The 22,207-nt window shown below is 36.6% G+C and carries 23 protein-coding genes and 1 pseudogene; 2 read left to right on the forward strand and 22 right to left on the reverse strand.

Going from position 1 to position 22,207, the window contains the following annotated elements; translation table 11 throughout:
* Nucleotides 1-93: 93 nt before the first annotated feature.
* The 9 genes from EFA47_RS20080 to EFA47_RS14585 all read right to left on the reverse strand — a co-directional run bounded on the left by EFA47_RS20080 (nt 94) and on the right by EFA47_RS14585 (nt 9,328).
* Nucleotides 94-228 (reverse strand): lachnocin family radical SAM-modified peptide, encoded by a 135-nt coding sequence (locus tag EFA47_RS20080; RefSeq protein ID WP_206215534.1) that lies wholly within the window; start codon nt 226-228, stop codon nt 94-96.
* Between the two features lie 55 nt (nt 229-283).
* Nucleotides 284-2,089, reverse strand: coding sequence for an ABC transporter ATP-binding protein (locus tag EFA47_RS14550; RefSeq protein WP_122643947.1), 1,806 nt, complete (start codon nt 2,087-2,089; stop codon nt 284-286).
* Between the two features lie 476 nt (nt 2,090-2,565).
* Nucleotides 2,566-3,381 (reverse strand): hypothetical protein, encoded by an 816-nt coding sequence (locus EFA47_RS14555; RefSeq protein ID WP_122643948.1) that lies wholly within the window; start codon nt 3,379-3,381, stop codon nt 2,566-2,568.
* Between the two features lie 552 nt (nt 3,382-3,933).
* On the reverse strand, nt 3,934-4,485 hold the full coding sequence (locus tag EFA47_RS14560) for a hypothetical protein (protein ID WP_122643949.1): 552 nt from the start codon (nt 4,483-4,485) through the stop codon (nt 3,934-3,936).
* A gap of 2 nt (nt 4,486-4,487) precedes the next feature.
* Nucleotides 4,488-5,405: a hypothetical protein gene (locus EFA47_RS14565; RefSeq protein WP_122643950.1), complete on the reverse strand. Its 918-nt coding sequence runs from the start codon at nt 5,403-5,405 to the stop codon at nt 4,488-4,490.
* A 73-nt stretch (nt 5,406-5,478) separates the two neighbouring features.
* Nucleotides 5,479-6,102 carry an endonuclease/exonuclease/phosphatase family protein gene (locus tag EFA47_RS14570; RefSeq protein WP_122643951.1) on the reverse strand — a complete coding sequence of 208 codons (624 nt, stop codon included), beginning with the start codon at nt 6,100-6,102 and terminating at the stop codon, nt 5,479-5,481.
* A gap of 301 nt (nt 6,103-6,403) precedes the next feature.
* Nucleotides 6,404-7,225: a tyrosine-type recombinase/integrase gene (locus EFA47_RS14575; RefSeq protein ID WP_122643952.1), complete on the reverse strand. Its 822-nt coding sequence runs from the start codon at nt 7,223-7,225 to the stop codon at nt 6,404-6,406.
* A 380-nt stretch (nt 7,226-7,605) separates the two neighbouring features.
* Nucleotides 7,606-8,025 carry a hypothetical protein gene (locus tag EFA47_RS14580; protein WP_122643953.1) on the reverse strand — a complete coding sequence of 140 codons (420 nt, stop codon included), beginning with the start codon at nt 8,023-8,025 and terminating at the stop codon, nt 7,606-7,608.
* Nucleotides 8,026-8,143: 118 nt separating this feature from the next.
* Nucleotides 8,144-9,328, reverse strand: a complete 1,185-nt coding sequence (locus EFA47_RS14585; RefSeq protein ID WP_122643954.1) for a hypothetical protein — start codon at nt 9,326-9,328, stop codon at nt 8,144-8,146.
* Nucleotides 9,329-9,347: 19 nt separating this feature from the next.
* Between EFA47_RS14585 and EFA47_RS14590 the strand changes: the two genes are divergently transcribed.
* Nucleotides 9,348-9,632 (forward strand): helix-turn-helix transcriptional regulator, encoded by a 285-nt coding sequence (locus EFA47_RS14590; RefSeq protein ID WP_122643955.1) that lies wholly within the window; start codon nt 9,348-9,350, stop codon nt 9,630-9,632.
* Between the two features lie 14 nt (nt 9,633-9,646).
* Here EFA47_RS14590 and EFA47_RS14595 read toward each other — a convergent pair whose 3' ends face one another.
* The 10 genes and pseudogenes from EFA47_RS14595 to EFA47_RS20505 form a co-directional block, all read right to left on the reverse strand.
* Nucleotides 9,647-9,832: an RNA-binding protein gene (locus EFA47_RS14595; RefSeq protein ID WP_122643956.1), complete on the reverse strand. Its 186-nt coding sequence runs from the start codon at nt 9,830-9,832 to the stop codon at nt 9,647-9,649.
* 125 nt (nt 9,833-9,957) lie between these two features.
* Nucleotides 9,958-10,098, reverse strand: a complete 141-nt coding sequence (locus EFA47_RS19920; protein WP_164690017.1) for a hypothetical protein — start codon at nt 10,096-10,098, stop codon at nt 9,958-9,960.
* The gene (locus EFA47_RS14600) at nt 10,067-10,468 is read right to left on the reverse strand and encodes a DUF1016 N-terminal domain-containing protein (protein WP_235853273.1); all 402 of its coding nucleotides are present in this window, start codon (nt 10,466-10,468) and stop codon (nt 10,067-10,069) included. Before EFA47_RS14600 ends, EFA47_RS19920 begins: the two co-directional genes overlap by 32 nt.
* Before the next feature lie 26 nt (nt 10,469-10,494).
* Complete coding sequence (locus tag EFA47_RS14605; protein ID WP_122643957.1) at nt 10,495-11,631, reverse strand: Fic family protein; 1,137 nt, start codon at nt 11,629-11,631, stop codon at nt 10,495-10,497.
* A gap of 67 nt (nt 11,632-11,698) precedes the next feature.
* A complete protein-coding gene (locus tag EFA47_RS14610; RefSeq protein ID WP_122643958.1) occupies nt 11,699-12,682 on the reverse strand; it encodes a helix-turn-helix transcriptional regulator in 984 nt (327 codons plus the stop codon).
* 24 nt (nt 12,683-12,706) lie between these two features.
* Nucleotides 12,707-13,279, reverse strand: a complete 573-nt coding sequence (locus EFA47_RS14615) for a YdeI/OmpD-associated family protein (protein WP_122643959.1) — start codon at nt 13,277-13,279, stop codon at nt 12,707-12,709.
* Between the two features lie 22 nt (nt 13,280-13,301).
* The gene (locus EFA47_RS14620) at nt 13,302-13,934 is read right to left on the reverse strand and encodes a GyrI-like domain-containing protein (protein ID WP_122643960.1); all 633 of its coding nucleotides are present in this window, start codon (nt 13,932-13,934) and stop codon (nt 13,302-13,304) included.
* A gap of 373 nt (nt 13,935-14,307) precedes the next feature.
* Complete coding sequence (locus tag EFA47_RS20085) at nt 14,308-14,670, reverse strand: hypothetical protein (RefSeq protein WP_206215535.1); 363 nt, start codon at nt 14,668-14,670, stop codon at nt 14,308-14,310.
* Nucleotides 14,671-14,807: 137 nt separating this feature from the next.
* Nucleotides 14,808-16,046, reverse strand: coding sequence for a restriction endonuclease subunit S (locus EFA47_RS14630; protein ID WP_122643961.1), 1,239 nt, complete (start codon nt 16,044-16,046; stop codon nt 14,808-14,810).
* Nucleotides 16,047-16,058: 12 nt separating this feature from the next.
* Nucleotides 16,059-16,409: pseudogene (locus tag EFA47_RS20505) on the reverse strand (tyrosine-type recombinase/integrase); the annotation flags it as partial.
* Nucleotides 16,410-16,431: 22 nt separating this feature from the next.
* On the opposite strand from EFA47_RS20505, the gene EFA47_RS14640 reads away from it, so the two are divergent.
* Complete coding sequence (locus EFA47_RS14640) at nt 16,432-16,815, forward strand: restriction endonuclease subunit S domain-containing protein (RefSeq protein ID WP_122643962.1); 384 nt, start codon at nt 16,432-16,434, stop codon at nt 16,813-16,815.
* On the opposite strand, the gene EFA47_RS14645 is transcribed toward EFA47_RS14640, so the two are convergent.
* Genes EFA47_RS14645 through EFA47_RS14655 form a run of 3 tightly spaced genes read right to left on the reverse strand, consistent with a single transcriptional unit; the run spans nt 16,812 to nt 22,193 of the window.
* The gene (locus EFA47_RS14645; RefSeq protein WP_122643963.1) at nt 16,812-17,369 is read right to left on the reverse strand and encodes a restriction endonuclease subunit S; all 558 of its coding nucleotides are present in this window, start codon (nt 17,367-17,369) and stop codon (nt 16,812-16,814) included. The two genes, EFA47_RS14640 and EFA47_RS14645, sit on opposite strands and share 4 nt — an antisense overlap.
* Entirely contained in the window at nt 17,362-18,996 is a 1,635-nt protein-coding gene (locus EFA47_RS14650; RefSeq protein ID WP_122643964.1) for an HsdM family class I SAM-dependent methyltransferase, read from the reverse strand. The genes EFA47_RS14645 and EFA47_RS14650 overlap by 8 nt, the downstream gene beginning before the upstream one ends.
* 11 nt (nt 18,997-19,007) lie before the next feature.
* Nucleotides 19,008-22,193, reverse strand: a complete 3,186-nt coding sequence (locus EFA47_RS14655; RefSeq protein ID WP_206215536.1) for a type I restriction endonuclease subunit R — start codon at nt 22,191-22,193, stop codon at nt 19,008-19,010.
* Nucleotides 22,194-22,207: the final 14 nt, after the last annotated feature.

Here is a 22,207-nt window from a genome sequence, read left to right on the forward strand (position 1 = left end):
ATAGACTTTTTTCGTATTTTGTAATTTTAAAATCCAATATCATATTATATGGTTAAGCTTTTACCTCTTCTGTTCCTCATTTAACCCTATGGATTACAGGAACTGTCCCAAATAGCCATCACCAACAGCAGACCAAGGCTTGCCTTCGCAGCCACAGTGGCATGCAAGAATTCTTACTGTTGAATTGTTGGCTTTGTTGATTTTCCTCAGATTAAATTTTTTATTCATATATACCACCTTTCTCTATGCAGTAGGCTCTATAAATAACCAACAACCTCTGATTTCATTCAATAGTTATTGAATAACTATCTGCCTGTAGCTTATACATATTATAGAACTCCTTTTCCAATTTAATTAATTCTTCGAACCCCCCTTCCTCTATAAGCACGCCTTTATTTAACAAAATAATTTTATCAGCCAACTTTGTAATATACATTCTATGGGAAATAATAATAGTCGATTTAAGTTCGCTAATAACTTTAAAAATATCATACATCTTTACCTCTGACTTAGGATCCAATGCCGCTGTAGGCTCATCTAATACAAATACTTCCGCTCCTGAAAAGACAGCTCTTGTTATGGCAATTTTCTGCCACTGGCCTCCAGATGGTTCTATGGCATCATTAAAAAACATTTTACTAAGATTCGTGTTATATCTTTCCGTATATTCTTCAATAAACTTGCTCGCCCCAGTAATCTCAGCCGCTGACGCTATCTCTTTATCATTATTTATCCTGTCTATATCCCCAAAACCAATACTGTTATGTACTGTGTCCGCGAATTTTACATAGTCCTGAAATAGTACGCCGAAGAATTTCCTTAATTCATTTATGTCATATTCCTTTAAATCAACATCATCCAGCAAGACACGTCCTTCTGTCGGGTCATAAACTCTAAGCAGTAATTTAGAAAACGTAGATTTACCACTTCCATTCTCCCCCACTAAACAGACAGTTTCATTTGTATTAAAATTAACATTTATATTTTTTAAGGCATAATAATCTGAGCCATTATATTTAAAGCTAACATTCTCAAACTTAATATTATGTACCGGTATTTTTTTTATTTTTAGATTTTTGCTTTTTATAGTATCTGATTCCTGCATATATTCGAATATATAGTTAATAAACAACATGCTCTTGCTGTTAGAAGCTATTTGATTCGATAAGGCAATCAATTTTGTTACGATTGTTATAATAGCTGTGACATACAAATAAAAATTTGATACAGAAACATTACCTTGGAGTGTATTCTTTATGAGCCACACACCTACTAAAATAGCGCCGGCCATTGAAATAAAGCTTGTCACAACAGATACTATAATTTCCTTAACTGCTATTCTACTGTTTCCTTTCATATAGTCATCAAATGACTCTTTTCTCTTTTCCCTAAAGTAAGAATATAATCTGAATTCTCGTATTTCCTTAGAATATTGTGGATCTGTTATCAATGAAAGATAATACCATATACGCCTCATCTGCATTGTTCTTTCTGTAAAAAACCTGAATAACATACCCTGGTATTTCCGTTTATAAACGATAATTGGCAGTGTAAAGACCATGATTATCAAAAGCGCCCATAAATTAAGCTGAATAATAATGGCTGCATACCCGATCAGGCTTATAAGATTTGCCACCATTCCAAACAAGCCTTCCATCAGATTCAAGGGTTCTGACCCACACTTAGTAAGCGTATTGGAATGCAGATCTAAAAATTCAGGGTTATCAATCCTCTCCTGCTTTATATCCTGAAATTTTTCTGCAATCAAATTTTCAATATTGTGAGATAGCTTTAATCCCACAACTGAACAAATCACTGTCTTTACACCTTCAACAGCAAAAGAAATCACAATGATTCCCAACATTCCAAAAAGTATAAATAAAAGTTTTAAATAAGTGCCGGAAAATTCATTACCTACATTAACTCCTAATTCTTCTATCAATTTAGCTGTTAAATATGTTGTAACGACTGGACTGGCGCCGGTAATAATCATGGAGCCTATGGAAAGGAAAAATACTCCGGGGCCTGCTTTAAAAATTTCTTTAAAAACAAATCCTAGCTTCATCATGTAATCTTTTAGGATTTTCATCTGCTCACCTACTCTTTATTTTCATGGTGTAAAGTATATCATTCTATTTCCCTCATTTCTCTCTGATGTAAAAAAACCGTCAATTACTGCAATAAATCCTTCACGCCCCATATGGCGCACCCCTTCCTGGCCTGAGGCTGCCCTCCCATCCAGGCATGGCGGGAAACTCTTATGTACAACAAAAAAGAGGTAAACTGTGCCTAATAGTCCAACACAAACTCTTTTTCTGTGTCTTACTATCAGGGTACAATTTACCCCTTATAAAGTATAACCTTTAGGGTGCACCTCAGCAATCTTTTATCTATTTTGAGGTTTACACAGTTTTAGGGATATTCCTAAAGCTTTTGGATCCGCCTTTCCAAAAAAGCGCCGCTGCTGATTTCTGATTATCTTCTTTTATATAAGCTCCTTTTTCTACCTTATAAATGGAAGTTTTTCTATCCACAGCTTTCTCTTCAAAGGCTTCCTCTCCTCTTTCAATGGTCCCTTGCGCGCAGATGGCTGTATAAGCTCATCACTGCCTGATATGCTTCTTCTCTGCTGTCTTTTAAATCAGCCAGAATTCCCTTGTAATTGGCTTCAAGCTCATGAAGTTCTCCATACCATCTTTCCATTACATATTCCCTCGACGTGATCAGTGCCTGGTATTCTTTTTTCAGCTGGCGATAAGTTGCGGAGTATTCTGAATATTCTCGCATCTGATTCGTGAAGTAATCAATATCCATCTGTCCCGCCGCTAGTACCTTTGAATATATCAGCTTATATTCGATGAAATTCTGAATAATCCGTTTCTTTTCAAAATAGCCTTTACCGTCATAATATTTTTCCACAACCAGCACATGCAGAGTCAAACCTGGCGCAACGGAAACATGCTGTATATCGTATTGATAAGAGGATGACGGGGAAAAGTACAGAGAAGAGAGCACATTGGTCAGAAAATTAACCGCTATTTTTGTGGCCATATCCTTATAGTTTTCCAATGCTGACATGATCTTTTGCTCTTCTTTTTCCTCTCCGCCAGAAGAAAAAGTGAAAATTTCACTTGTTGTATTTTCTATAATTTCTTTAATATTTTTCATAGAAAATTCAATTTCTATCTGATAGTCTCTATATGACTTCCCCTCAATCTGAACCCTGGTTTTGTCATCAGCATAAAAATTATCTACCTCTGCTAAAAACTCAGCCTGATACTTCTTGGCATATTCTCCCATCTCCTTTTCCAGTTCATCCATATAGGAATTAAACTCCACGTTGACCTTTGAACAATCTTTGATTTTTGACGCTTTTCCCATAAAACTTTCTTCCTTTCATTTAAAAATTTATTATCACATCCTCATAGGAATGCAGTAATCTATCTTACCTATCATTTCTACTGCCTTGATGAAGCTGCTTCTCCCTCTTGTATTTCATGTAAGTATTCTCCTATATTTTGTTCACTCCTGTAAATTTCTACCACTTCCAAATACTGCTGCAGTATAAATTTTGTCCCTTGGCTCTTATTATTATCATAATACGATATTTTTGCGGCTCCCGTCAAATCCTATTTATAACCCCAGCTTATCCCTCCCGTTCGCCTCATTCCAACCTTTCAGTAATGTCCTAATCCCTGGTATTGTATAGCCTAGAAGATGGGGCAGTTCCAAAACGCGCCTCGCCAGACCAATTACTCCCTTATCATATAAAATAAGTGCAGAGGGTAAAGCACTAATGATATGCTTTATCTCTTACACTTATATGGTACTAAAAGCGCTGTACAATCATCCATACGGATGACTATACAGCGCTTTTTATCTTACTGATCCCTATCGGAATTTTATTCAATTTAAAGGTCGTACATACATATATTATATACGGACATAAGAGGAATTTTGCCAGTAATATTTTTCATTAATGCTTCTTACATAATAAAGGCTATTATACACAACTGTATGTTTCGCCCCGTCCCAGGGTTCAACAATTATCAGTTTATCTTCCTCTAAACCGATAATGATGATCCAATGACCTGCTTTTACCTTCTCCTGCTTCTTAAATCGCTGGGAATCGCCAGGGCCAGTCTCCTGGTAGGGCTGCTCTGACCCTACACAGCACAAAATCGGTCTGGGAGGATTTTCGGCATCATCTTTCTGAAATTCTCCTTTAATTTCTTCAAACTTTGGAACAGCATATTGATCCATTGGAAAACAGTCTATATATTCTCCATTTTCCAACCCATACATTTTACCCAAAAGCTCCGCCGGTGATCCCTGAGCATCCTCCTTTATCTCAAATTCCTTTTTTACCTGATGAACGGTAGTCTTTATATTATTCATGTAATTCCAAATCATAACTGCACAGGCAATCCAGCAGCCATGATCTGTAGTCTGCCTTATACATATAAAATCCTTTAACTCTGCCATGTTTATACCTCGCCCAAATATCTGCGTAAAGGAGCATTTACTTTAGCCATACGTTTTCTATCCACAGCTTTCTCATCACAAGCTTCCTTTCCCATTTCAATAGTCCTTGCACGCAAAAGATTCTGAGTCCCGCATAAGCTCTTTACAGCCTGATATGCTTCTTCTCTGCTGTCTTTTAAATCAGCCAGAATTTCCTTGTAATTGGCCGCAAGCTCACGACGTTCTCCGCCCGCTTTTTCCTTTACATATTCCTCGGAAGTGATCAGTGCCTTGTATTCTTTTTTCAGCTGGAGATAAGTCTCGGAGTATTCGGAATATTCTCGCATCTGATTCGTAATGTATTCAATATCCATCTCTGCCGCTGCTACTGTCTTTGAAAATATCAGCTTATACTCAATGAAATTCTGTATAATCCGTTTCTTTTCAAAAAAGCCTTTACCATCATAATATTTTTCCACAACCAGCATATGCAGAGTTAAGCCTGGCCCAACGGAAACGTGCTGTATATCATATTTATAAGAGGATGACTGGGAAAAGCGCAGAGAAGAGAGCACATTGGTCAGAAAACTAACCGCTATTTTTGCGGCCATATCCTTATAGCTTTCCAACGCTGACATGATCTTTTGCTCTTCTTTTTCCTCTCCGCCGGAAGAAGAAAGAAAAATTTCACTTGTTGTATTTTCTATAATTTCTTTAATATTTTTCATAGAGAATTCAATTTCTATCTGATAGTCCCTATGCGACTTCCCCTCAATCTGAACCCTGGTTTTGTCATCAGCATAAAAATTATTTACCTCTGCTAAAAACTCAGTCTGATACTTCTTGGCATATTCCCCCATCTCCTTTTCCAGTTCATCCATATAGGAATTAAACTCCACGTTGGCCTTTGATAAATCTTTGATTTTTGACGCTTTTCCCATAAAACTTTCTTCCTTTCATTTAAAAATTTATTATCACATCCTCATAGGAATGCAGTAATCTAATTATATACTTTTACCCGTTGATATGGGCGGATACCGGCGCATGGTCGCTGCATGTCTCATCGCTGTGTAATCCATTGCTTAATCCGATTCCCCATGATATTATGTGGTCTAAGCGATGATAAAAATAGGATGTAGTATTATTAAAAAAACTGTAGTCAACATTTAAGTCCCCGGCCAAAATGATAAAATTATATTCTTCTCTAAGTGCTTTTAATACTTTCCCTAATTCTTGCAGCATAATGTAAGTTGTGTGAAAAAGAGGGGCATGATAGGTCACAATTAATCCTCTTTTATTGTTATTCTGACATATCAAGTACATAGGAAACCTCAGCTTAAACCCCCTTATATCCTCACATACAGGCAGTTCTATAATACCGCTTCCTTCTTGCACTCCTCCATTCACCGCAATCATCTGAATACTGCCGCTGCCGTTAAGTCCTTCCCTTGCCCAATAACAGTTATATCCCCTTGCCTGCAATACTGGCTGAATACTGCAATTGCCTACACTCAGCTCTTGAAGGCATATAATACCAACCTCATCTCCCTTGCCATTCCAATAGTCTATTATATTTATCAGTTCTGCTGCCTTATAGGGACTGCTGCTCCCTTTTGTATTCCATGTAAGTATTCTCATATATTTTGTTCACCCCCATACATTTTTTACCGCTTCTAAATTCTGCTGGACTATAAATTCTAGTCCCTAGGCTTTTGCTATAATCATAATACGATATTTTGTTGAGTTCTTACCACACAGCCTGCTTTGCATTGCGTCCTTTTCTCCGCTATCCGGGAGAATTGATATTTCTCTGGCTTTCAAACCAAAATCTTCCTTTTATCTAAATGCAAAGAAACTTATTTCTGTAACCAACTTTAAGCCAAACTGCCTTGACAAAGTAAACAAAATATCGTATTTTGTTTACCCCGTCAAACCCTATTTATAACCCTAGTTTATCTAGTTTTCTCCTCTTCTCCTCAATACTCGTAACTGCATAGATTCTTGTAGTTTCCAGATTTGCATGTCCCAGCAAATCTGCCAATTCAAATATATTTGAATAATACTTCATATAAGTAACAGCAAACAGATGACGGAAATTATGGGGATGTACGCACTTCTGATTAATATCTGCTTCTTTTGCAAGAATCTGCATCATCTGATAAACGGCATTCCTGGTTATGGGTTTCCCCTGTTTTCCTCTAAAAATACTTCCTTCTTTGATTAACGATATACGGCAATATTTTTTCAATTCCCAGATTAGTCTTTCCGGCAGGCATACTTCCCGGATTTTTCCTTTATTTGCAACTACGATCTCCTTCGTATCCAATGCTTCAACAGTAAAGTATTTCAGCTCACTGATTCGTGCCCCAGTGAGGGCCAGAGTCTTCATAATATAATAATACTTTACCCGTCCGCTTTGTTTGGCATGTTCTAATAAACGGTAATAATCACTCATTCTCAGCATATGTTTTAAATTTCTTTTTTTCTGGATCCGCAACATTTTAATCTTTAAATCTTTTCGCTTTTCAAATCTCAAATATCCATTAATGGCCGCAATATATGTATTATAGGTACTGGCAGCTTTCCCTCTTCCCAGCAGAATCTCTTTATATTCTACTAACATTTCCTTGTCCAGTTCTCTGTCTCCTACATACTCCAGAAACTTTCTAGCCTGTGTGATATACAGTTTCTGGGTTCCCTCGGATAATTCATTAGCGCTTAAATACTTTTTATACCTCTTAAGTTTTGTCTCGTATTGCATTTTCTTCTCCTTTCTTTTATCCAATTGCCAGATACTTTGTTACGAGACAATTATAGAAAACTGCATATGCTGTACAAAACAATAGGACACTTCCATATTTTTAAATGAAAGTGTCCCTAATATCTTAGGTACGATAACTTATCATACTTTTCAATTACACTACCCTTCTACAGCAACAATTTAGTACAGCTTCGCCCTTCTTCGGGTCGATGGACTTCATTGTGGGGAAACTAAAAAGGTAGAATTACATATCTCTACTTCACTCTATATAACCCTTTCAGCCATACTTTCTCTTTTCGTATTCACACTGAACTTCTCTTTATAATCCTACAGAAACCTCTCTCTTTGGTACAAAATTGGTACAGGAATGGTACAATAAATTATGGCCGGATTGCCTCTTCCTCCAGCGCCTCAATTTCTTTTAAAGTAAGTCCAAAGTATCTCGCAATCTTTTCTTTTCCTATCTTTCCATCACGCAGCATCTTTAACGCAATCTCTTTTTTATCATCCGTAATTAAGTCTTCAACAATTTTACTCATATCTGATACTCCTTTCTTTTCTTCCTTAAAATATCTGGTTTTATCTGCCAAAATTTTAAAATACATATCATCTGGATTCTTACAAGAAAAATCATGCATCAGCTTTCCGGTCAGCGATTCATCTCTATATGCACCATTTACATAAATAATATGCGCTTCATCTTGAAATGACTGCCATCGTGCGGGTGACAGATACACGCTTTCTCTGCAGCTTTTCTGTTTTTGTTTTCTCTTGTTTCGTGCACTTCTCCTTTCAGACAAAAAGAATCCGGCAGAACCCGAAATGGTTTCTGCCGGAATACTATTGATATCACCGTTATAATATGTAATTGAATACGGAACTTTTACCCTCCGTCTGTAAACAATAGACGAATTTTCTTTACTTATTTAACTGTCTTTTTCTCCATGCTATACATGCCACACCTACACATGCTACTAATATAATCAGATACATATCTACTGCCGAAGAATCTCCTGTTTTAACAGCATTTGATTTTACATTATCTTTCGTCTGTGCATTTACTACTTCATCTTGTCCCATCTGTTTATCCGACAGGACTACTACATACTCTGACGCATGGCTAAAACTAAGTCCCACTGTTCCATCTTCGCCAATCTTTCCTGCGTTCATAAAGACCATTTTTCCATTGCTGTCATAATAATACAGATTTCCATACTGGTTCACAAACTCAGTACCTACATTCATTGTCAGGATGGCCTTGAAACCAAAATCTCCATTATGTGTCAACGAAAGCTGTCGGACTGGATTATCTCCTGCAAGTTCCTGTACAATTTCACTCGGAATCACATTTTGGTCAAATTTCACTTCCAGATTAATATCTGCCAGGTTTAATGCAAATATCTCTTTCCCGTTCATTGTCCATGTATATCCGTTCATCTGTAAAACAATATCAATATCTCTGCCTTTTGCTGCTTCCAAGATAGCTTTCGGAACTACGGTCGCATCTCCCATATTTACAGATATCTTCTCTCCGTCACTTGAATCATTGATTGTATTGATCACTTCTTGAATCTTCTCTTCTGAAAGTTTAGAATCTTCATCGTCTGGCTGTCCCGGTTCCGTTGGTTCAGATGGAGTTTCCGAAGACACATTCACCGTAAATGTAGCTGTCGGACTATACATTGCCTCTTCCGTAATCGCAATAGGAAAATCGCTTGGAGCTAAATAACCGAAAACTTCACTTGGTTCAAGGATATTTTTGTAAAGAGAATGCATATCATATGTTACTTTAAATTTTACTGTCCCTTCACCGATAAATTTTATTGTCTCACTCGTATTCAAGGTATTTGTATAATCTGGGTTGCTTCTCTCCACCAGTTCAGCTCCCGATATAATCTCCATCTTTGGCTGATAGCCGATGGGATATCCAGATGATAATCCCCCTAGGAGAACTTCCTCTTTTTCCGTCAGTTGTTTAACTATATCTTCTATTTTCATGTTCGTCAAAGAAGTATTTTCCAAAGAAGTAGTGACATTCAGTTCTGTCTCTGGTTTTACTATCTCTGGCAGATTCGATTGAATAACCGGTTCTTCAATTGTCACTTCATAAAGGAGGTTTCATATGTTCGGCGATACAATTAAATCTTTGCGGGTTTCTCACAACCTCAGCCAAGTTCAGCTTGCTAATGAACTGAGCGTTTCAAAACAGACCGTTTCCAACTGGGAAAACAACAACATACTTCCCTCTATTGAAATACTGGTTAAAATTTCCACCTTTTTTTCTGTCAGTACCGATTATCTGCTGGAACTGGATAGCAGAGATTATATAGAAGTGACCGGACTTTCAAAAACCCAACTGGCTCACATACAACAAATTATCAGCGATATTCTTGGACATTCAGAGTAACCGGACTTTTCCGCTTACTCTTTTTCTTTCAGAATTCCATCTTTTAGCACCTCGATAGCATAACAATATCCTTCCATAAAACTTTTTCTCTGCAATCTTTCTATGTCTTTTATTATCTTCTCACAGGTTACTGCTCCACCTTCATTCATCATGCATTCTTTTATGTATTCTATCAGTTGTCTTTCATCCCATTGTTCCACTGCTCTTCCTCCCTCGAAAATAAAATAAATGGCTGGTTACAGAACCCCCCTGTAACCAGCCTTACTTGTATTGTGAGCCTTTTTTATTATACTCTACTTTCTATTCTTCCTTTTCTGCCACAGTCCTAATTCATCAATTCCGGGATGATGATTTCCCCATGGAACTCTTCCCATTTCTTACGCTGCTCCTTCTTCTTCTGTTCCTTTCTTCTATACAAATCTCTTATATTTGCATCAGACACAATCCATCCAACATAAGTATTCATGAAATAATCGCCTCTCGAATGATACCCATTGTCTACACGCCGTATCGACAATTTCAGGAAAGGTTTTATAAAACTTTAGGCAATGATATAAATTACTTCTATCATATCCTTTTCCGTATTGCTGAGTCAGCTCTTTAGAAATTTTCTTTATTACCTCTAACTCATACTCCGAGCGTTCATCTCCACCTAATTCTTCTTCAATTCTGTAACCAATCAACCAATTTCTCTGCACAAGCAATGTGTTGACAGCCTGATATACAGCTTTTTGTGAGGACTCAATAATCCCACACATATCTTTTAAGATGTCATCGGTTTTAACAAAATTATCCATAAAACTATTTTGTCCGAATTTTTCTAATTTATTCTCCATAGCCATCGCTCCTTGGAATTTTTTAATTACTTCTTGAATTTATATTTTCCTTTTCCGTGACCGGATACTGGTTCAATAATATCTGCCTGCACCAGATTGGAAAGAAGTTTTGAAGCACCTGAACCTTTCAGCTCAAGAAGTTCCATAACTGCACTTCTACCAAATACTCCATCAAAACCAAACTTCTCAAAGAGTCTATGGATATGAACTGTCGTTTTTACTGAGAAATCACTACCTTTTTCGAAAGGTACACTTTCAATATCCACTTTTTTGTCTTGAATATCCACTTTTTCGTTCTCAATATCCACTTTTTCATTCCCAATATACACTTTTTCTTCATTTAAAAGTCCACTTATGTGAAGATTTCGATTGTGAAGCTTATTTTTCTCGTTCAAAAGTAGATTTCTGAGAAAAGCTTCCAGATATTCTGTTGTTTCGTGAATGCCTTTTTGCAGGTTCGTATAGTTTGCACGGACAAGTGCATTTTGAAAATACCACGCATTTTCCGCAAAAATATCATTGGTTGCAGAGAACCCAAGTGTCCACAAATATTTGATGAAGAACACTGCCGTTGTTCTCGTATTGCCTTCCCCGAAGATATGGATTTGCCATAACCTTGAAATGAATACCGCAAGATGATGGATAATCTCGTCCATTGAAAGCCCTCTATAACTAAAATCTTTTTCCTGCGAAAAATCATATTCAAGCGTCGCCCTCAGTTCAGAAGCACTACCGTACATAACAGTTGCCCCATCAAGCACCCATTCTTTCTTTGTAATGTTGTAATCTCTAATCTTTCCGGCGTGTTTATAAATACCCTGAAAGAGTTTGCGATGGATAGAGATATACTCATTCGGCGAAAATGAGAAAGCTGTTTCGGAAAGAATTTCTGCAATACGAGAAGAAACCTTATCAGCTTCTTCGGTACGTTCATCATCAGACAAACGGACGGGTCTTTCCTCATAGTAACTGTCGATAAGGCTCTGTGCTTCTTTCAATGTGATTTTGCCTTCAATATTCTGAATGGCAGTATCAATCAAATATTTAGACGGTTTTAGTCTGTCCACTGCCTGAAGTCCGATTGCTGTACTCCAAGCATAACCCTTATGAGCTTTATCCGGTTCAGACTCCCTCAAATATTCCTTAAACGGGTCTTTTTCCATATCCACTACCTCGCTTCATAGTTTTTTTCCTATTTGTGCAGACTGTCTGCACAATTTCATATCTGCACTATTCGCTCTCTTGCATATCCTTATCAGCTTTTGCAATCATCTGTCTGTACTGTTCTTTCACACTTTCCGGTGCAAGTATCTGTACCTTGCCATTAAAGCCAAATACCCAACCAAAAAAAGTAGGACTGGCTGATACTTCGGTCTGTACTCTAAAAGAGGTCATATCATACGCAAGGGTTGTCACATCTTCTCCAAAACGGTCAACCATTGTTTTCATCAGACTGTTATCACATCGTAAATCCACAATAACTTTTTCGCCTGAGAACATAAAGAACACTTCTTTTGTGAAATTCTCAATATCAAAATCATCAGGCATAGGAATAATGTCCTTATCCAGTATCTCCGGTTTGGAAGCAATACGGTCTACCCTGAAATTGATAACCTTGTTTTTCTTCTCAGAATATCCGATAACATAATAATTATCCCCATTCCAAAGAAGTTTGTACGGACTCAGCTTATAAATCTCGCCCTTATTCTTCAGAACCTTTTTCTTTAATCCGGTATAATCATAATACTGGAAAGAAATCTGCTTGCCTGCATTGATGGCGTCATTTATAGCGTCGATGATATAATATATCTGTTCATTATCTGGCTTAATTCGATTTACCACATAGTTATTACGCTTCAGCTTTGCCACCTGTCCCGGACTGGTCATCGTATGTATCTTCTCAATCAGAACTTCACTTTTTTTCTTTGTAATAAACTTCGATGACTCTACTGCGTCAATCAGTAATTTTAGTTCCGGCAATTCAAACTTACGGCTGGCTACAAAGTATTTGCTCTGAGTAGAATGGATAGTAACAATATCCATTCCAAACTCGTGAAGTGCAGCGATATCTTTTGTGACCGTTGTTCTATGTGCAGATATTCCATATTCATCATTCAATATATTGATTAACTGTGTTGTGGAAAGAGGATTTTCTTCATCAGTTCTTTCCAATAAAATCTTTTGTAAATATAAAATTCTTGGCTTTGTTTCCATAGTCCGTCCTTTCTAAAATACTATTTAATCAAGAAGCCTTCCGTTATCATTCCATTCTCCATACATAATATTGGCTTTTGTATTATCCAATAATTTCTGTAACCGACTTTGAAATAAGTCCGGCTGTTTTTTCTTTATCTGAATAGTATCAATTCTCACACGCGAATATAACGGTGGGAAATTCTGAAAATTCTCCCAAATTTCTTTGTCAGCTTGTAGTGCTTCTAAAATAATGCTGTCAATCACAAATCCCTTTTCAGACATATCAGGTAATACAGCTCTACCCGCATCTGTCATACGCCCTAAACGTTCCATTCTTCTACATCGTTCTTTATTTAGCTCAGACCATATACTACCCTTACTTCGAGGAGCTAATCGCTGTGCTGTAATACCATTATCCATTTTCTTTGTGGTACTATCAATCCACCCAAAGCACATTGCTTCTTCCACTGCATCTATATACCAAAACGTATCATTATCAATGGGTCGCCCACGCTTCACTACTACCCAACATTCATTCTCTTTATCGTGGTTTTCTGACAACCATTTTCTTAGCTCATCACGATTTTTCGCTGACAATAAATTGTTAAAATCCATCTTTGTTCTCCAAAACTCTTTATTACACTTTCTTTATCGGGTGTCTTATCACCGTTTTGCATTTCTCCGGTGCAACTTTTCTTGGGTCTGATAAATAAATTTCGTGATGACATCGCTCATCAGTAAAATCATTTACATAACCGTTTTCTTCAAGATATTTATCCATCATTGCCACGGTTACAGGTTCATCATCAAAAGCTCCTATATGCATTATCTGTACGCACAAACCTTCGTCAATCCTCAAGAACTCAGCAAGAGAGCAATCCATCTTTTTCTTTTTTGAAGCAGTTTCCACCGCCCAATCAAAATCTTTCTTTGTAATAAAATCAGGCAGACGAATAACAGAAATCCAGTTGAAAGCTGATTTGTCGGTATAATCTATACTTTCAACATTATCCTGCCACCAAAAGCCCTCAAGCGGTGGTACAACATATTCAAAAAATCCTTCTATTTTGTAATCCGCCTTATAACTCATCTTGAGAGTATAAGCAACAGCATACAAAACTCCAATAGCAGCTTTATATTCTCCACCTTCTTCATTAGGATTTCCTATACCCCTTACCGCTATATAATTTGCCTTTGGAATTGTCACAATCTGCGGCTTATTCTTCGGCATATAGAACTCTTTATATTCTTTCTTAAAATCGAATGCCATTCGTTTATCCTCTCTGAAAAATCATTTTACTTACCTTATATATAATAAAACACAATTTGTATATATTTCAAATAAGGCTAAAAGGAATAAATCCTCCATTGTTTCTATAACTTCTCCATCGTATCCTCCCGGAGAACCGTATGATTTATCAATGTTTTTATTTTATTCCCATAGGTTGCTGCAAACTCTGCAATAACAGTAACCAACTGGCACGCTTCTATTCCTTCGCAACTTTCAAAATTATATTCCACCGACAACTGCTGAATCGGTGTTGCCTTTTTGTCATTACTATTAAACGCATTAGCCAAAACATCTGTAATATGATTTTGATACTCAAACTCTTGATGTGGAATTGGTTTATCAGCATAGTATTCTAAACTACGATCAAAATACTTTCCTCCATCATAAAAAACACTTTTATCATCAGGAAGTATTTATTTACCACACTTTCTATTGCAGTCAAACACTTTTCATAAATATTGCACTCACTAACTCGTAAATCCAAATCACAATATTCCAAAATTCTATTTTGAACCTCTTTAGTACAACAGCAAAATTCTCTATACATCTCTCTGTTGTAATAAGACAAATCATTATACATCGTGGCTATTGCACATAATGGAATTAACCCTCTATCCTTATAATATTTAGAAATGAATGAAACCGCTTGTGCTTTTACGCTTTCTTGATGACGCTGCTCTTCACACTTGTCCTGCCTTTTTTCAAATCTCTCCATACGGTTGCTTTGTCTTATTTGCAGGACTGCAATAATAATCGTGACTATTAAAGCAACTCCCGCACAAATAATACTTATCTAATCCGAAACACTCATCATATAGTTTCTCCTTCTACCGTAAACGATAATTTAGCAGCTTAGTCGGTAAGGGTTGCCTGACCGTTCATTAACATTGGCAGAAGCCAATCTCGGAGTTGAATAAGCTGACGGTTCTCACAAATGTTTTTACTCACTTGAGAGAAAATAGCAGTGGTTGCTTTGTGATATTTTTCGAGAACTGTATCATCAGGAATGAGAAGCCTAATTGATAGCATATCTTCGTTGTTTACAGCCTCCTGAGTAGCTCCGTGAGACAAAATATCCTTGATTATCTCGAAATAATCACTTGAAACAAAAGAAGCTATGTATTCAAAGGCTATTTCATCGCATTGAATACCGCAAAAGCCCGTGGACAGTATAACCCCCTCAATAAGAGGTTTCATTTCTCTGTTCAAGAAAAGGTGTTTGACACTATTTTTCATCTTTGCAAACCACACGCTATTTATTGAAGGTTGCATATTGGCTCTGCTCTCTCTGTTATTGTAATCTATAATCGTACCGTTTGAGATCGCAGTTCCGTTTACTTCGGCAGTTGCAAGGTACTCTTTATATGTAAACTGTTCAACTCCGGGTTTTATAACCGATGAAATAGGGTTATCCACTATTGAGGCAATCGCCCATCCGGCGGGGATTTCCCGTTTCAACTGTTCATTCCACACCATTTGACCGCTGGAGGAACGGTAAGGTTTGCCGTTTTCGTCGGGAAAGTCAAATTGTGTGAACCAATAGTCGTAGATGGTCTTTGCCATCTGCTGTAAATTATCGTTTATCTTTTCATTTACAGTTATTTTTTTATCTATGCTTCTTAAAACCGTAGATATATTTTTTTGTATTTTCATATCTGGCAAATCAATAACTAACTGTTTTAAGGTTTCCCCCGGCAAGTGTTTGATTGTTGTTTCTGTAAAATGTCTTCTAAGTAAATCGTTTTTCCCAGATAATAAAAACCAATAGTATAAATATTCAACATCTACCAAATTTGTATTAGGCCTTATTCTGTGCAATGCCTTTTGAATTTTCATATTGGGAAGTTCATCTCTCCAAATAGCACATCTACCTGGCTCGCCACCTTCACACATAATTAAGTCGCCGTATTTTATGCCATATCTGTCATTTTCATTTGGCTCAAATCTCATCATAGATAAATTGTTCAAATCAAATGACCCCCATCTAACATTTATATTTGCAAGATATGGCTGATACTCCCCTTTATTTTTTTTACTATCAAGCATTTTCCCCAAACACGATTCGGTAATCTCGTCCATTCTATATTTCATAAACAATCTCCATTATCCAATATATTTTCTATGAGCCAATTTAACATTGCTCTGTTTGACCATTGCATATTGCAAAGTCGTATCTATTTTTCTATGTCCCAAAAGTTGCTGTAACTGTTCAATGGGCATTCCCTTATCTATTGGCATAGTTGCAAGAGTACGTCTAAATTTATGTGGATGTACCTTACTAAGACCTAATTGTTTTCCAAAATTTCGTAATCGCACTTCAATACCACCAATTTTCTATCGTTCATAAGGAGCTTTTAATGATACAAACAGTGCCGGATTGTTATCCATTCTGCTCTGTAAATAATTCTGTAAATGTATTTTTGTTCTGGCGTCAAAATAAACAACTCTCTCCTTAAATAGCGTGTGGTTTGCAAAGATGAAAAATAGTGTCAAACACCTTTTCTTGAACAGAGAAATGAAACCTCTTATTGAGGGGGTTATACTGTCCACGGGCTTTTGCGGTATTCAATGCGATGAAATAGCCTTTGAATACATAGCTTCTTTTGTTTCAAGTGATTATTTCGAGATAATCAAGGATATTTTGTCTCACGGAGCTACTCAGGAGGCTGTAAACAACGAAGATATGCTATCAATTAGGCTTCTCATTCCTGATGATACAGTTCTCGAAAAATATCACAAAGCAACCACTGCTATTTTCTCTCAAGTGAGTAAAAACATTTGTGAGAACCGTCAGCTTATTCAACTCCGAGATTGGCTTCTGCCAATGTTAATGAACGGTCAGGCAACCCTTACCGACTAAGCTGCTAAATTATCGTTTATCTTATTATTTGTTCGGATTTTCATTTCCATTTTATATAATAAATCGCCTATTCTTACCTGTTCTTCATAATCAGGCAGATATAAATACAAAAATGAAAACATATCCTCATTAAAACTTGCTCTCAAAGTCATTATCGTATTGCAATCTAATACTTTACGAAAATACTTACTTCTCAAAAAGAAAGCAATATACTTTGAGTACACTATTCCCGTTGTTTTCGGTCTTAGTCTTTTTACAAAACCACTAAAAGTTGCTTTCGGATAGTCTTTAACAGCAACACAACTCATTGCCAAAGCGTCAACGGTTTCACTTGTTCTTGTAATAAAAACATCATCTTTTTTTACAGAAAATATTTCTTGCTCTTTAAGAGATGTATCCATCAAATCTGGTAATTCTTCAGGCAAAAAATAATTATTAAACACGGTGCTAAATGATATAAACGGGGAACCGTGTCCGGCTTGTTCTTTTGATGAAGATATACCTGAACTCATTTCATATAAATCACTAAATTTGTACTTTGTAAGTTTACTCATACTTTACCTTCTTTAACTGTTCCATAATTTCCGTTTTCAGTTTGTCGCCCTCTGCAAAATATTCCTGCAACTTCTCTGCATAGACATTCATACGAGCGTTAAACTCGTCCTGTGACAATTCAGCATATTCAATTTTCACATCAAAATATTGTCCAGCCGCAAGTGAATATTTCTTTTCTTTGATTTCATCATAGGTAACAGCAACCGAAAAATCATCAACAGCTTCTTTATTGAGGAGTGTATCGACAATTTTATCAATCTCAAAATCACGAAGTCTGCGTTTCTGATTATTACCGTCTTTGTATTCTTCTCCCAACTTTGAAGCATCTATCAATACAACCTTGTCTGTTTTTCTTGAATTATCAAAAAATAATACTGATACGTTCGTTCCGGTATTAGCAAATACATTTGACGGCATACTAATACAACCATAAACAATATGCTCATCAACAATATGTTGTAGTATCTTCTTTTCTACACCTGACTTTGCAGTTATAAATCCAGCAGGAACTACAATCGCACCTTTTCCAGTTGATTTCAATGAATTGAGCACGTGCTGAATGAACAGCGTATAAATTGCCATACTCTCTTTCTTCTTGGCAGGCACTTTCGGAACTCCCGCCCAAAAACGAACAGGCATTGCAGCTATACGCTCTCTTGTATCTGAGAAATCCATCTTAAAAGGCGGATTTGAAACTACATAATCAAAAGTTCTTAATTCCTGTCCGTTATCACTCTTGTGATACGGAGCAATCAGCGTATCTCCCTGAATTACGTGGTCAAGAGAAGATACCAAACTGTTCAGGATAAGATTAAGTTTCAACATTTTATTGCTCCGCTGTGAAATATCCTGAGCAAAAATAGTACACTTATCTTCGCCAATTTTGTGGGCAAGAGCCATCAAAAGTGTCCCTGTTCCGGCAGATGGGTCATAACACTCAATACTATGTAAATCAGTTGCATTGCCAACAAGCAATCTTGCCATAATCGTTGCAATAGCGTGAGGAGTATAATACTCTGCATACTTACCACCGCCTGCGGTATTGTAGTCTTTTATCAAATATTCAAATATATCTGCAAAGAAATCATAATGCTTCTCAAATGCTTCTTCAAAAGAAAAGTTTACCAACTTATCAACCAACGCACGGGCAAAAGGCGCTCTTGCTGTATCATCAGTTACATACTGTGTCAGCTTTTCAAAAAGCGGTATTTTCGTGCTCTGAGCAGTCTGAGTTGAAAATATATCAATATTTTTATCTGCTATATCAGTCATCGTACTGTCAAAAATCAAATCAAAATCGCCTTTTGCCTGCTGATTCCACAAATTAGCAATAAGATGTTCCGGATTAAGCAATGGAATATCTGAAGGCAAACTATCAAAAATATCCAAGTGCTCATCTTCTGACATTTCTGCATAAACCAGTTCCCATTTTTCCGCATTTCTAAGAACCGGACTAACTTTTTTTACTTCATATCCGAACTTATCATTAAGGAACTTATAAAGGAAAACCTGCGTAATAATCTTATACTCATTACCATCATTCCCCATACCATAAGTCTGACAAGTTGCTTTTAAGGCATCTATCAACTCTATGGTTTTTTCTTTTATGGTCTTTGTTTCTTCCATTGTGTTCTCCTTTATGCCACCGAATAAGTCTGGTTGTACTGGTCAAGATACTGTTTTGTAATCCTGCTCTGTATAAACACTCTGTCCTCACGAGCACTCGCTACTCCCAACTTATCAATGCCTGCTTTTATTTGTGTCATAACCGTCCTCTCAAAATATGCGTCTTTCTTCAATATATCATTTCTGTCATATACTTTCTGATCAATATCTGACTTAATAGAAATCAAAACATTCATAATAGACATATCATACTCTGAAACAATCGGCTGTATATTTGCTGCTTTTCGAGCAAGATTTTCTTCCCTGATTCTTTTATGAACCCTTGCAAATTTCGCATCGCCATTATATTTTCTCAGCAGAACCGTATTTTTCTTCTGCAATTCATCAAGCTTTTTCAGAATATCTTCCAGTTCCTTTCCTTGCTCCTCAATCTCAGATACACTCTTAGGTTCAAAACCGTGTTGCTTGAAGCGAAGCAAAAATGCTTCCTGCAAAGTAATAAACTCAGGGTCATCAGGGTCGATATTCTGAGTAAAGGCACGAACAGTCTTTTTATACTTTTCTGTTACTGCATCTTTACCACCGACGATTTTCAATTCTTCCTCGCTGATCTTGCTGAAGTTAAAAGTAATATCCTCCATTGCTTCATTGACAAGCAACTTCGTGGTATCATCATTTGCAAAAAGTTCCTTCTGATTTATGTTGTCAATATGATGCTGCACCTCTGAAATCAATGATGATAACTTTGTTAATTCCATTTTTGCAAATGTTTCCTTCAGCTCATCATCGCCAAAAGTTCTTGCCAAATTGCAACAATCACGAGCAGCAATAAGAATTTTTTTTAGCTTAAGCAATTCCTGCTTATCCTCATTCGTGGATATTTCCGAACTAAATTCTTCTACATTATCCGTGGTGTAGTTAAAAAGAACCTGCCGCACTTCCTGCATTTGTTTAATGAGTTCTGCCGGGTCTTCAATAACCTGTTTGAAAGTATCCGTTTCATTTCCCGCGCCAACTTCATTCGGGTCATTAAAACGGTTAAGCTCTTTGAGGTATGCTTCATTTGTTTCCTCAAAATTCCTTTTTATATTTGCAAAATCAATAACATATCCGTAATGTTTTTCTTTATATGGTCTATTAACTCTTGTTATTGCCTGCAATAAATTATGGTCTTTCAATTTTCGTCCAAAATACAGACGTTTTAATCTTGGTGCATCAAATCCGGTAAGAAGCATATTGAAAACGATAAGAATATCAACCGTCATATTATTTTTAAAGTCATCAATAATCTTATCTCTTGTATCCTTATCATCACTATCGTGAAGTATAAGTCCGGCTCGTAAATGACTTTTCATAGAAGCGTCTTTATTAAGTTCCGCTTGAATTTCATCAAAATACGCAAACAGCTTCCTTGCCTGCTCACTTGTTTCACAAATGACCATACCGCCGAGTGTATTATCTCCCTGAATTTGTCTAAATCTCTTTAGGTCAGAAATAATATACCTAAGCAGCTCTTTAACATAATTGTCGTGTTCAACAATCTGACTTTTCTTTACGTCTTTCTTTTCTACCAAAGTTTCAAGTTTTTCGTAAATTTTAGAAAGTCTGTCTTTATACTGAGTTTCTATATCCTCACGGATAATTTTCAGTGTATATCCGTCTAAAATTGACTTGTCATAATAGTATGTATGAATATAATTACCAAAAACTCTCCAAGATTCTCTTTCCTCTTTCAAAAGCGGTGTTCCTGTCAAAGCAATCTTTATCGCATTTTTATCTGCATCAAGAAGATTAGCCAAGAATGAGCCTTCCGGTTTATATCCCCTATGTGCTTCATCAATAATAAACACTCTCTGCAAATTCGTTGCATACGCAGGAAGGTCAACTTTTGACCTGTCTTCAGCAAAACGCTGTATATTTACAACCGTAATTTCAGGTTTTCCCGTATTTCCCTCTTGTGCCTGATTGTTACGGAACTGTTCCATAAGTTCAGCACGAGAACTTGCTGTTTTCACAACCAATCCACGAGCTTCAAATTCTTCTGAAGCCTGTTTCAGCAAATCAAGACGGTCAACAATGAAATAAAACTTTGCAACTTTATTTTGCTTGCTGAAATAGTCAGAAAGAACATAAGTAAGATAATAAGATAAAGCTGTTTTTCCGCTGCCCTGAGTATGCCATAAAACGCCTGAATTAACACCTTCATCAATCTTACTTTTTACTGTTAAAGCTGCAAACATCTGTTGATAACGCATTATATGTTTTTGCTCAATAAACTCTATCTTACCATAGATTTCTTTATGAAAACGAACATAGGCAATTCCATATTTCAATATAAATAACAATCTTTCAGGACTGCACATAGATGTCAATACACGATTGGTCGGTGTGTATGTATCTAAATTTGTTTGATATTCTGGAGAAGTATGAATAACCTGACAATTAAAATCAGTCAATATCTTCTTTTCAACAATCGGGTCAATATCCTTATATGGGAAATCTGCATTATAAGGGGCAATATCCAAATTAGTAGGATTTTCTTCTCTGAAACAGTTGAACGGTGCAGACTGTTTTGCCGTCGTACAGTAGAATGCCCCCTGAACAGGAACAATGCCACCCATAGTGTCATATTCCATATTATTAGAGAAAATCATCAACTGCGTAATATTCAAAAATCTCCTAAATTTCTTATTAGGAAATCTCTTTTGGTTCATTCTCTTACTTTCTGCAACCATTCCACCGTGATTATTCGGCTTCTTTACTTCAACAAATACAAGTGGAAGTCCATTTACAAACAATGTAATATCCGGTCTAAATTCATCTTGGTCACGCTTACAAGTGAACTCGGCGGTAAAATGATACGTATTATTCTTGGGATTTTCAAAATCCACCAACCTAACAGGCGAAACAGATGACAAACGCTCGTAAAAACTGCGTCCTATATCATCATTATCCAATTCCTGCCTAATAGTTTTCAATGTCTGTTCCTCTTCTCCTGCGTGAGTGGGATTAAGCCGTGCGAACTGTTCCTTGAAAACGTTAATTAAGATATTGGTATCAGGGTCATATACTGTGCCTGCCATATCTTCAGTTATTTTTCCGAAATAGGTATAACCAAGGCGTGTGAAATGAACCATTGCTGGCATTTGAACACGGGTTGCTTCATTAAACATATTTTTCTTACCACTTGCCGTCATCTTCAGACCTCCTC

Origin of the sequence: Luxibacter massiliensis, assembly GCF_900604355.1 — a bacterium.
Taxonomy (GTDB): domain Bacteria; phylum Bacillota; class Clostridia; order Lachnospirales; family Lachnospiraceae; genus Luxibacter; species Luxibacter massiliensis.

Excerpts from the sequence above, each read along its gene's own strand:
- EFA47_RS20080 (WP_206215534.1), bottom strand. The coding sequence starts at position 228 with ATGAATAAAAAATTTAATCTGAGGAAAATCAACAAAGCCAACAATTCA.
- EFA47_RS14570 (WP_122643951.1), bottom strand. The coding sequence starts at position 6,102 with ATGAGAATACTTACATGGAATACAAAAGGGAGCAGCAGTCCCTATAAG.
- EFA47_RS14630 (WP_122643961.1), bottom strand. The coding sequence starts at position 16,046 with ATGAAATATAGAATGGACGAGATTACCGAATCGTGTTTGGGGAAAATG.
- EFA47_RS20085 (WP_206215535.1), bottom strand. The coding sequence starts at position 14,670 with ATGGAGAGATTTGAAAAAAGGCAGGACAAGTGTGAAGAGCAGCGTCAT.
- EFA47_RS14600 (WP_235853273.1), bottom strand. The coding sequence starts at position 10,468 with ATGGAGAATAAATTAGAAAAATTCGGACAAAATAGTTTTATGGATAAT.
- EFA47_RS14590 (WP_122643955.1), top strand. The coding sequence starts at position 9,348 with ATGTTCGGCGATACAATTAAATCTTTGCGGGTTTCTCACAACCTCAGC.
- EFA47_RS14650 (WP_122643964.1), bottom strand. The coding sequence starts at position 18,996 with ATGGAAGAAACAAAGACCATAAAAGAAAAAACCATAGAGTTGATAGAT.
- EFA47_RS14640 (WP_122643962.1), top strand. The coding sequence starts at position 16,432 with ATGAAAAATAGTGTCAAACACCTTTTCTTGAACAGAGAAATGAAACCT.
- EFA47_RS19920 (WP_164690017.1), bottom strand. The coding sequence starts at position 10,098 with ATGAATACTTATGTTGGATGGATTGTGTCTGATGCAAATATAAGAGAT.
- EFA47_RS14550 (WP_122643947.1), bottom strand. The coding sequence starts at position 2,089 with ATGAAAATCCTAAAAGATTACATGATGAAGCTAGGATTTGTTTTTAAA.
- EFA47_RS14620 (WP_122643960.1), bottom strand. The coding sequence starts at position 13,934 with ATGGCATTCGATTTTAAGAAAGAATATAAAGAGTTCTATATGCCGAAG.
- EFA47_RS14560 (WP_122643949.1), bottom strand. The coding sequence starts at position 4,485 with ATGGCAGAGTTAAAGGATTTTATATGTATAAGGCAGACTACAGATCAT.
- EFA47_RS14610 (WP_122643958.1), bottom strand. The coding sequence starts at position 12,682 with ATGGAAACAAAGCCAAGAATTTTATATTTACAAAAGATTTTATTGGAA.
- EFA47_RS14605 (WP_122643957.1), bottom strand. The coding sequence starts at position 11,631 with ATGGAAAAAGACCCGTTTAAGGAATATTTGAGGGAGTCTGAACCGGAT.
- EFA47_RS14575 (WP_122643952.1), bottom strand. The coding sequence starts at position 7,225 with ATGCAATACGAGACAAAACTTAAGAGGTATAAAAAGTATTTAAGCGCT.
- EFA47_RS14615 (WP_122643959.1), bottom strand. The coding sequence starts at position 13,279 with ATGGATTTTAACAATTTATTGTCAGCGAAAAATCGTGATGAGCTAAGA.
- EFA47_RS14555 (WP_122643948.1), bottom strand. The coding sequence starts at position 3,381 with ATGGGAAAAGCGTCAAAAATCAAAGATTGTTCAAAGGTCAACGTGGAG.
- EFA47_RS14565 (WP_122643950.1), bottom strand. The coding sequence starts at position 5,405 with ATGGGAAAAGCGTCAAAAATCAAAGATTTATCAAAGGCCAACGTGGAG.
- EFA47_RS14645 (WP_122643963.1), bottom strand. The coding sequence starts at position 17,369 with ATGAGTAAACTTACAAAGTACAAATTTAGTGATTTATATGAAATGAGT.
- EFA47_RS14655 (WP_206215536.1), bottom strand. The coding sequence starts at position 22,193 with ATGACGGCAAGTGGTAAGAAAAATATGTTTAATGAAGCAACCCGTGTT.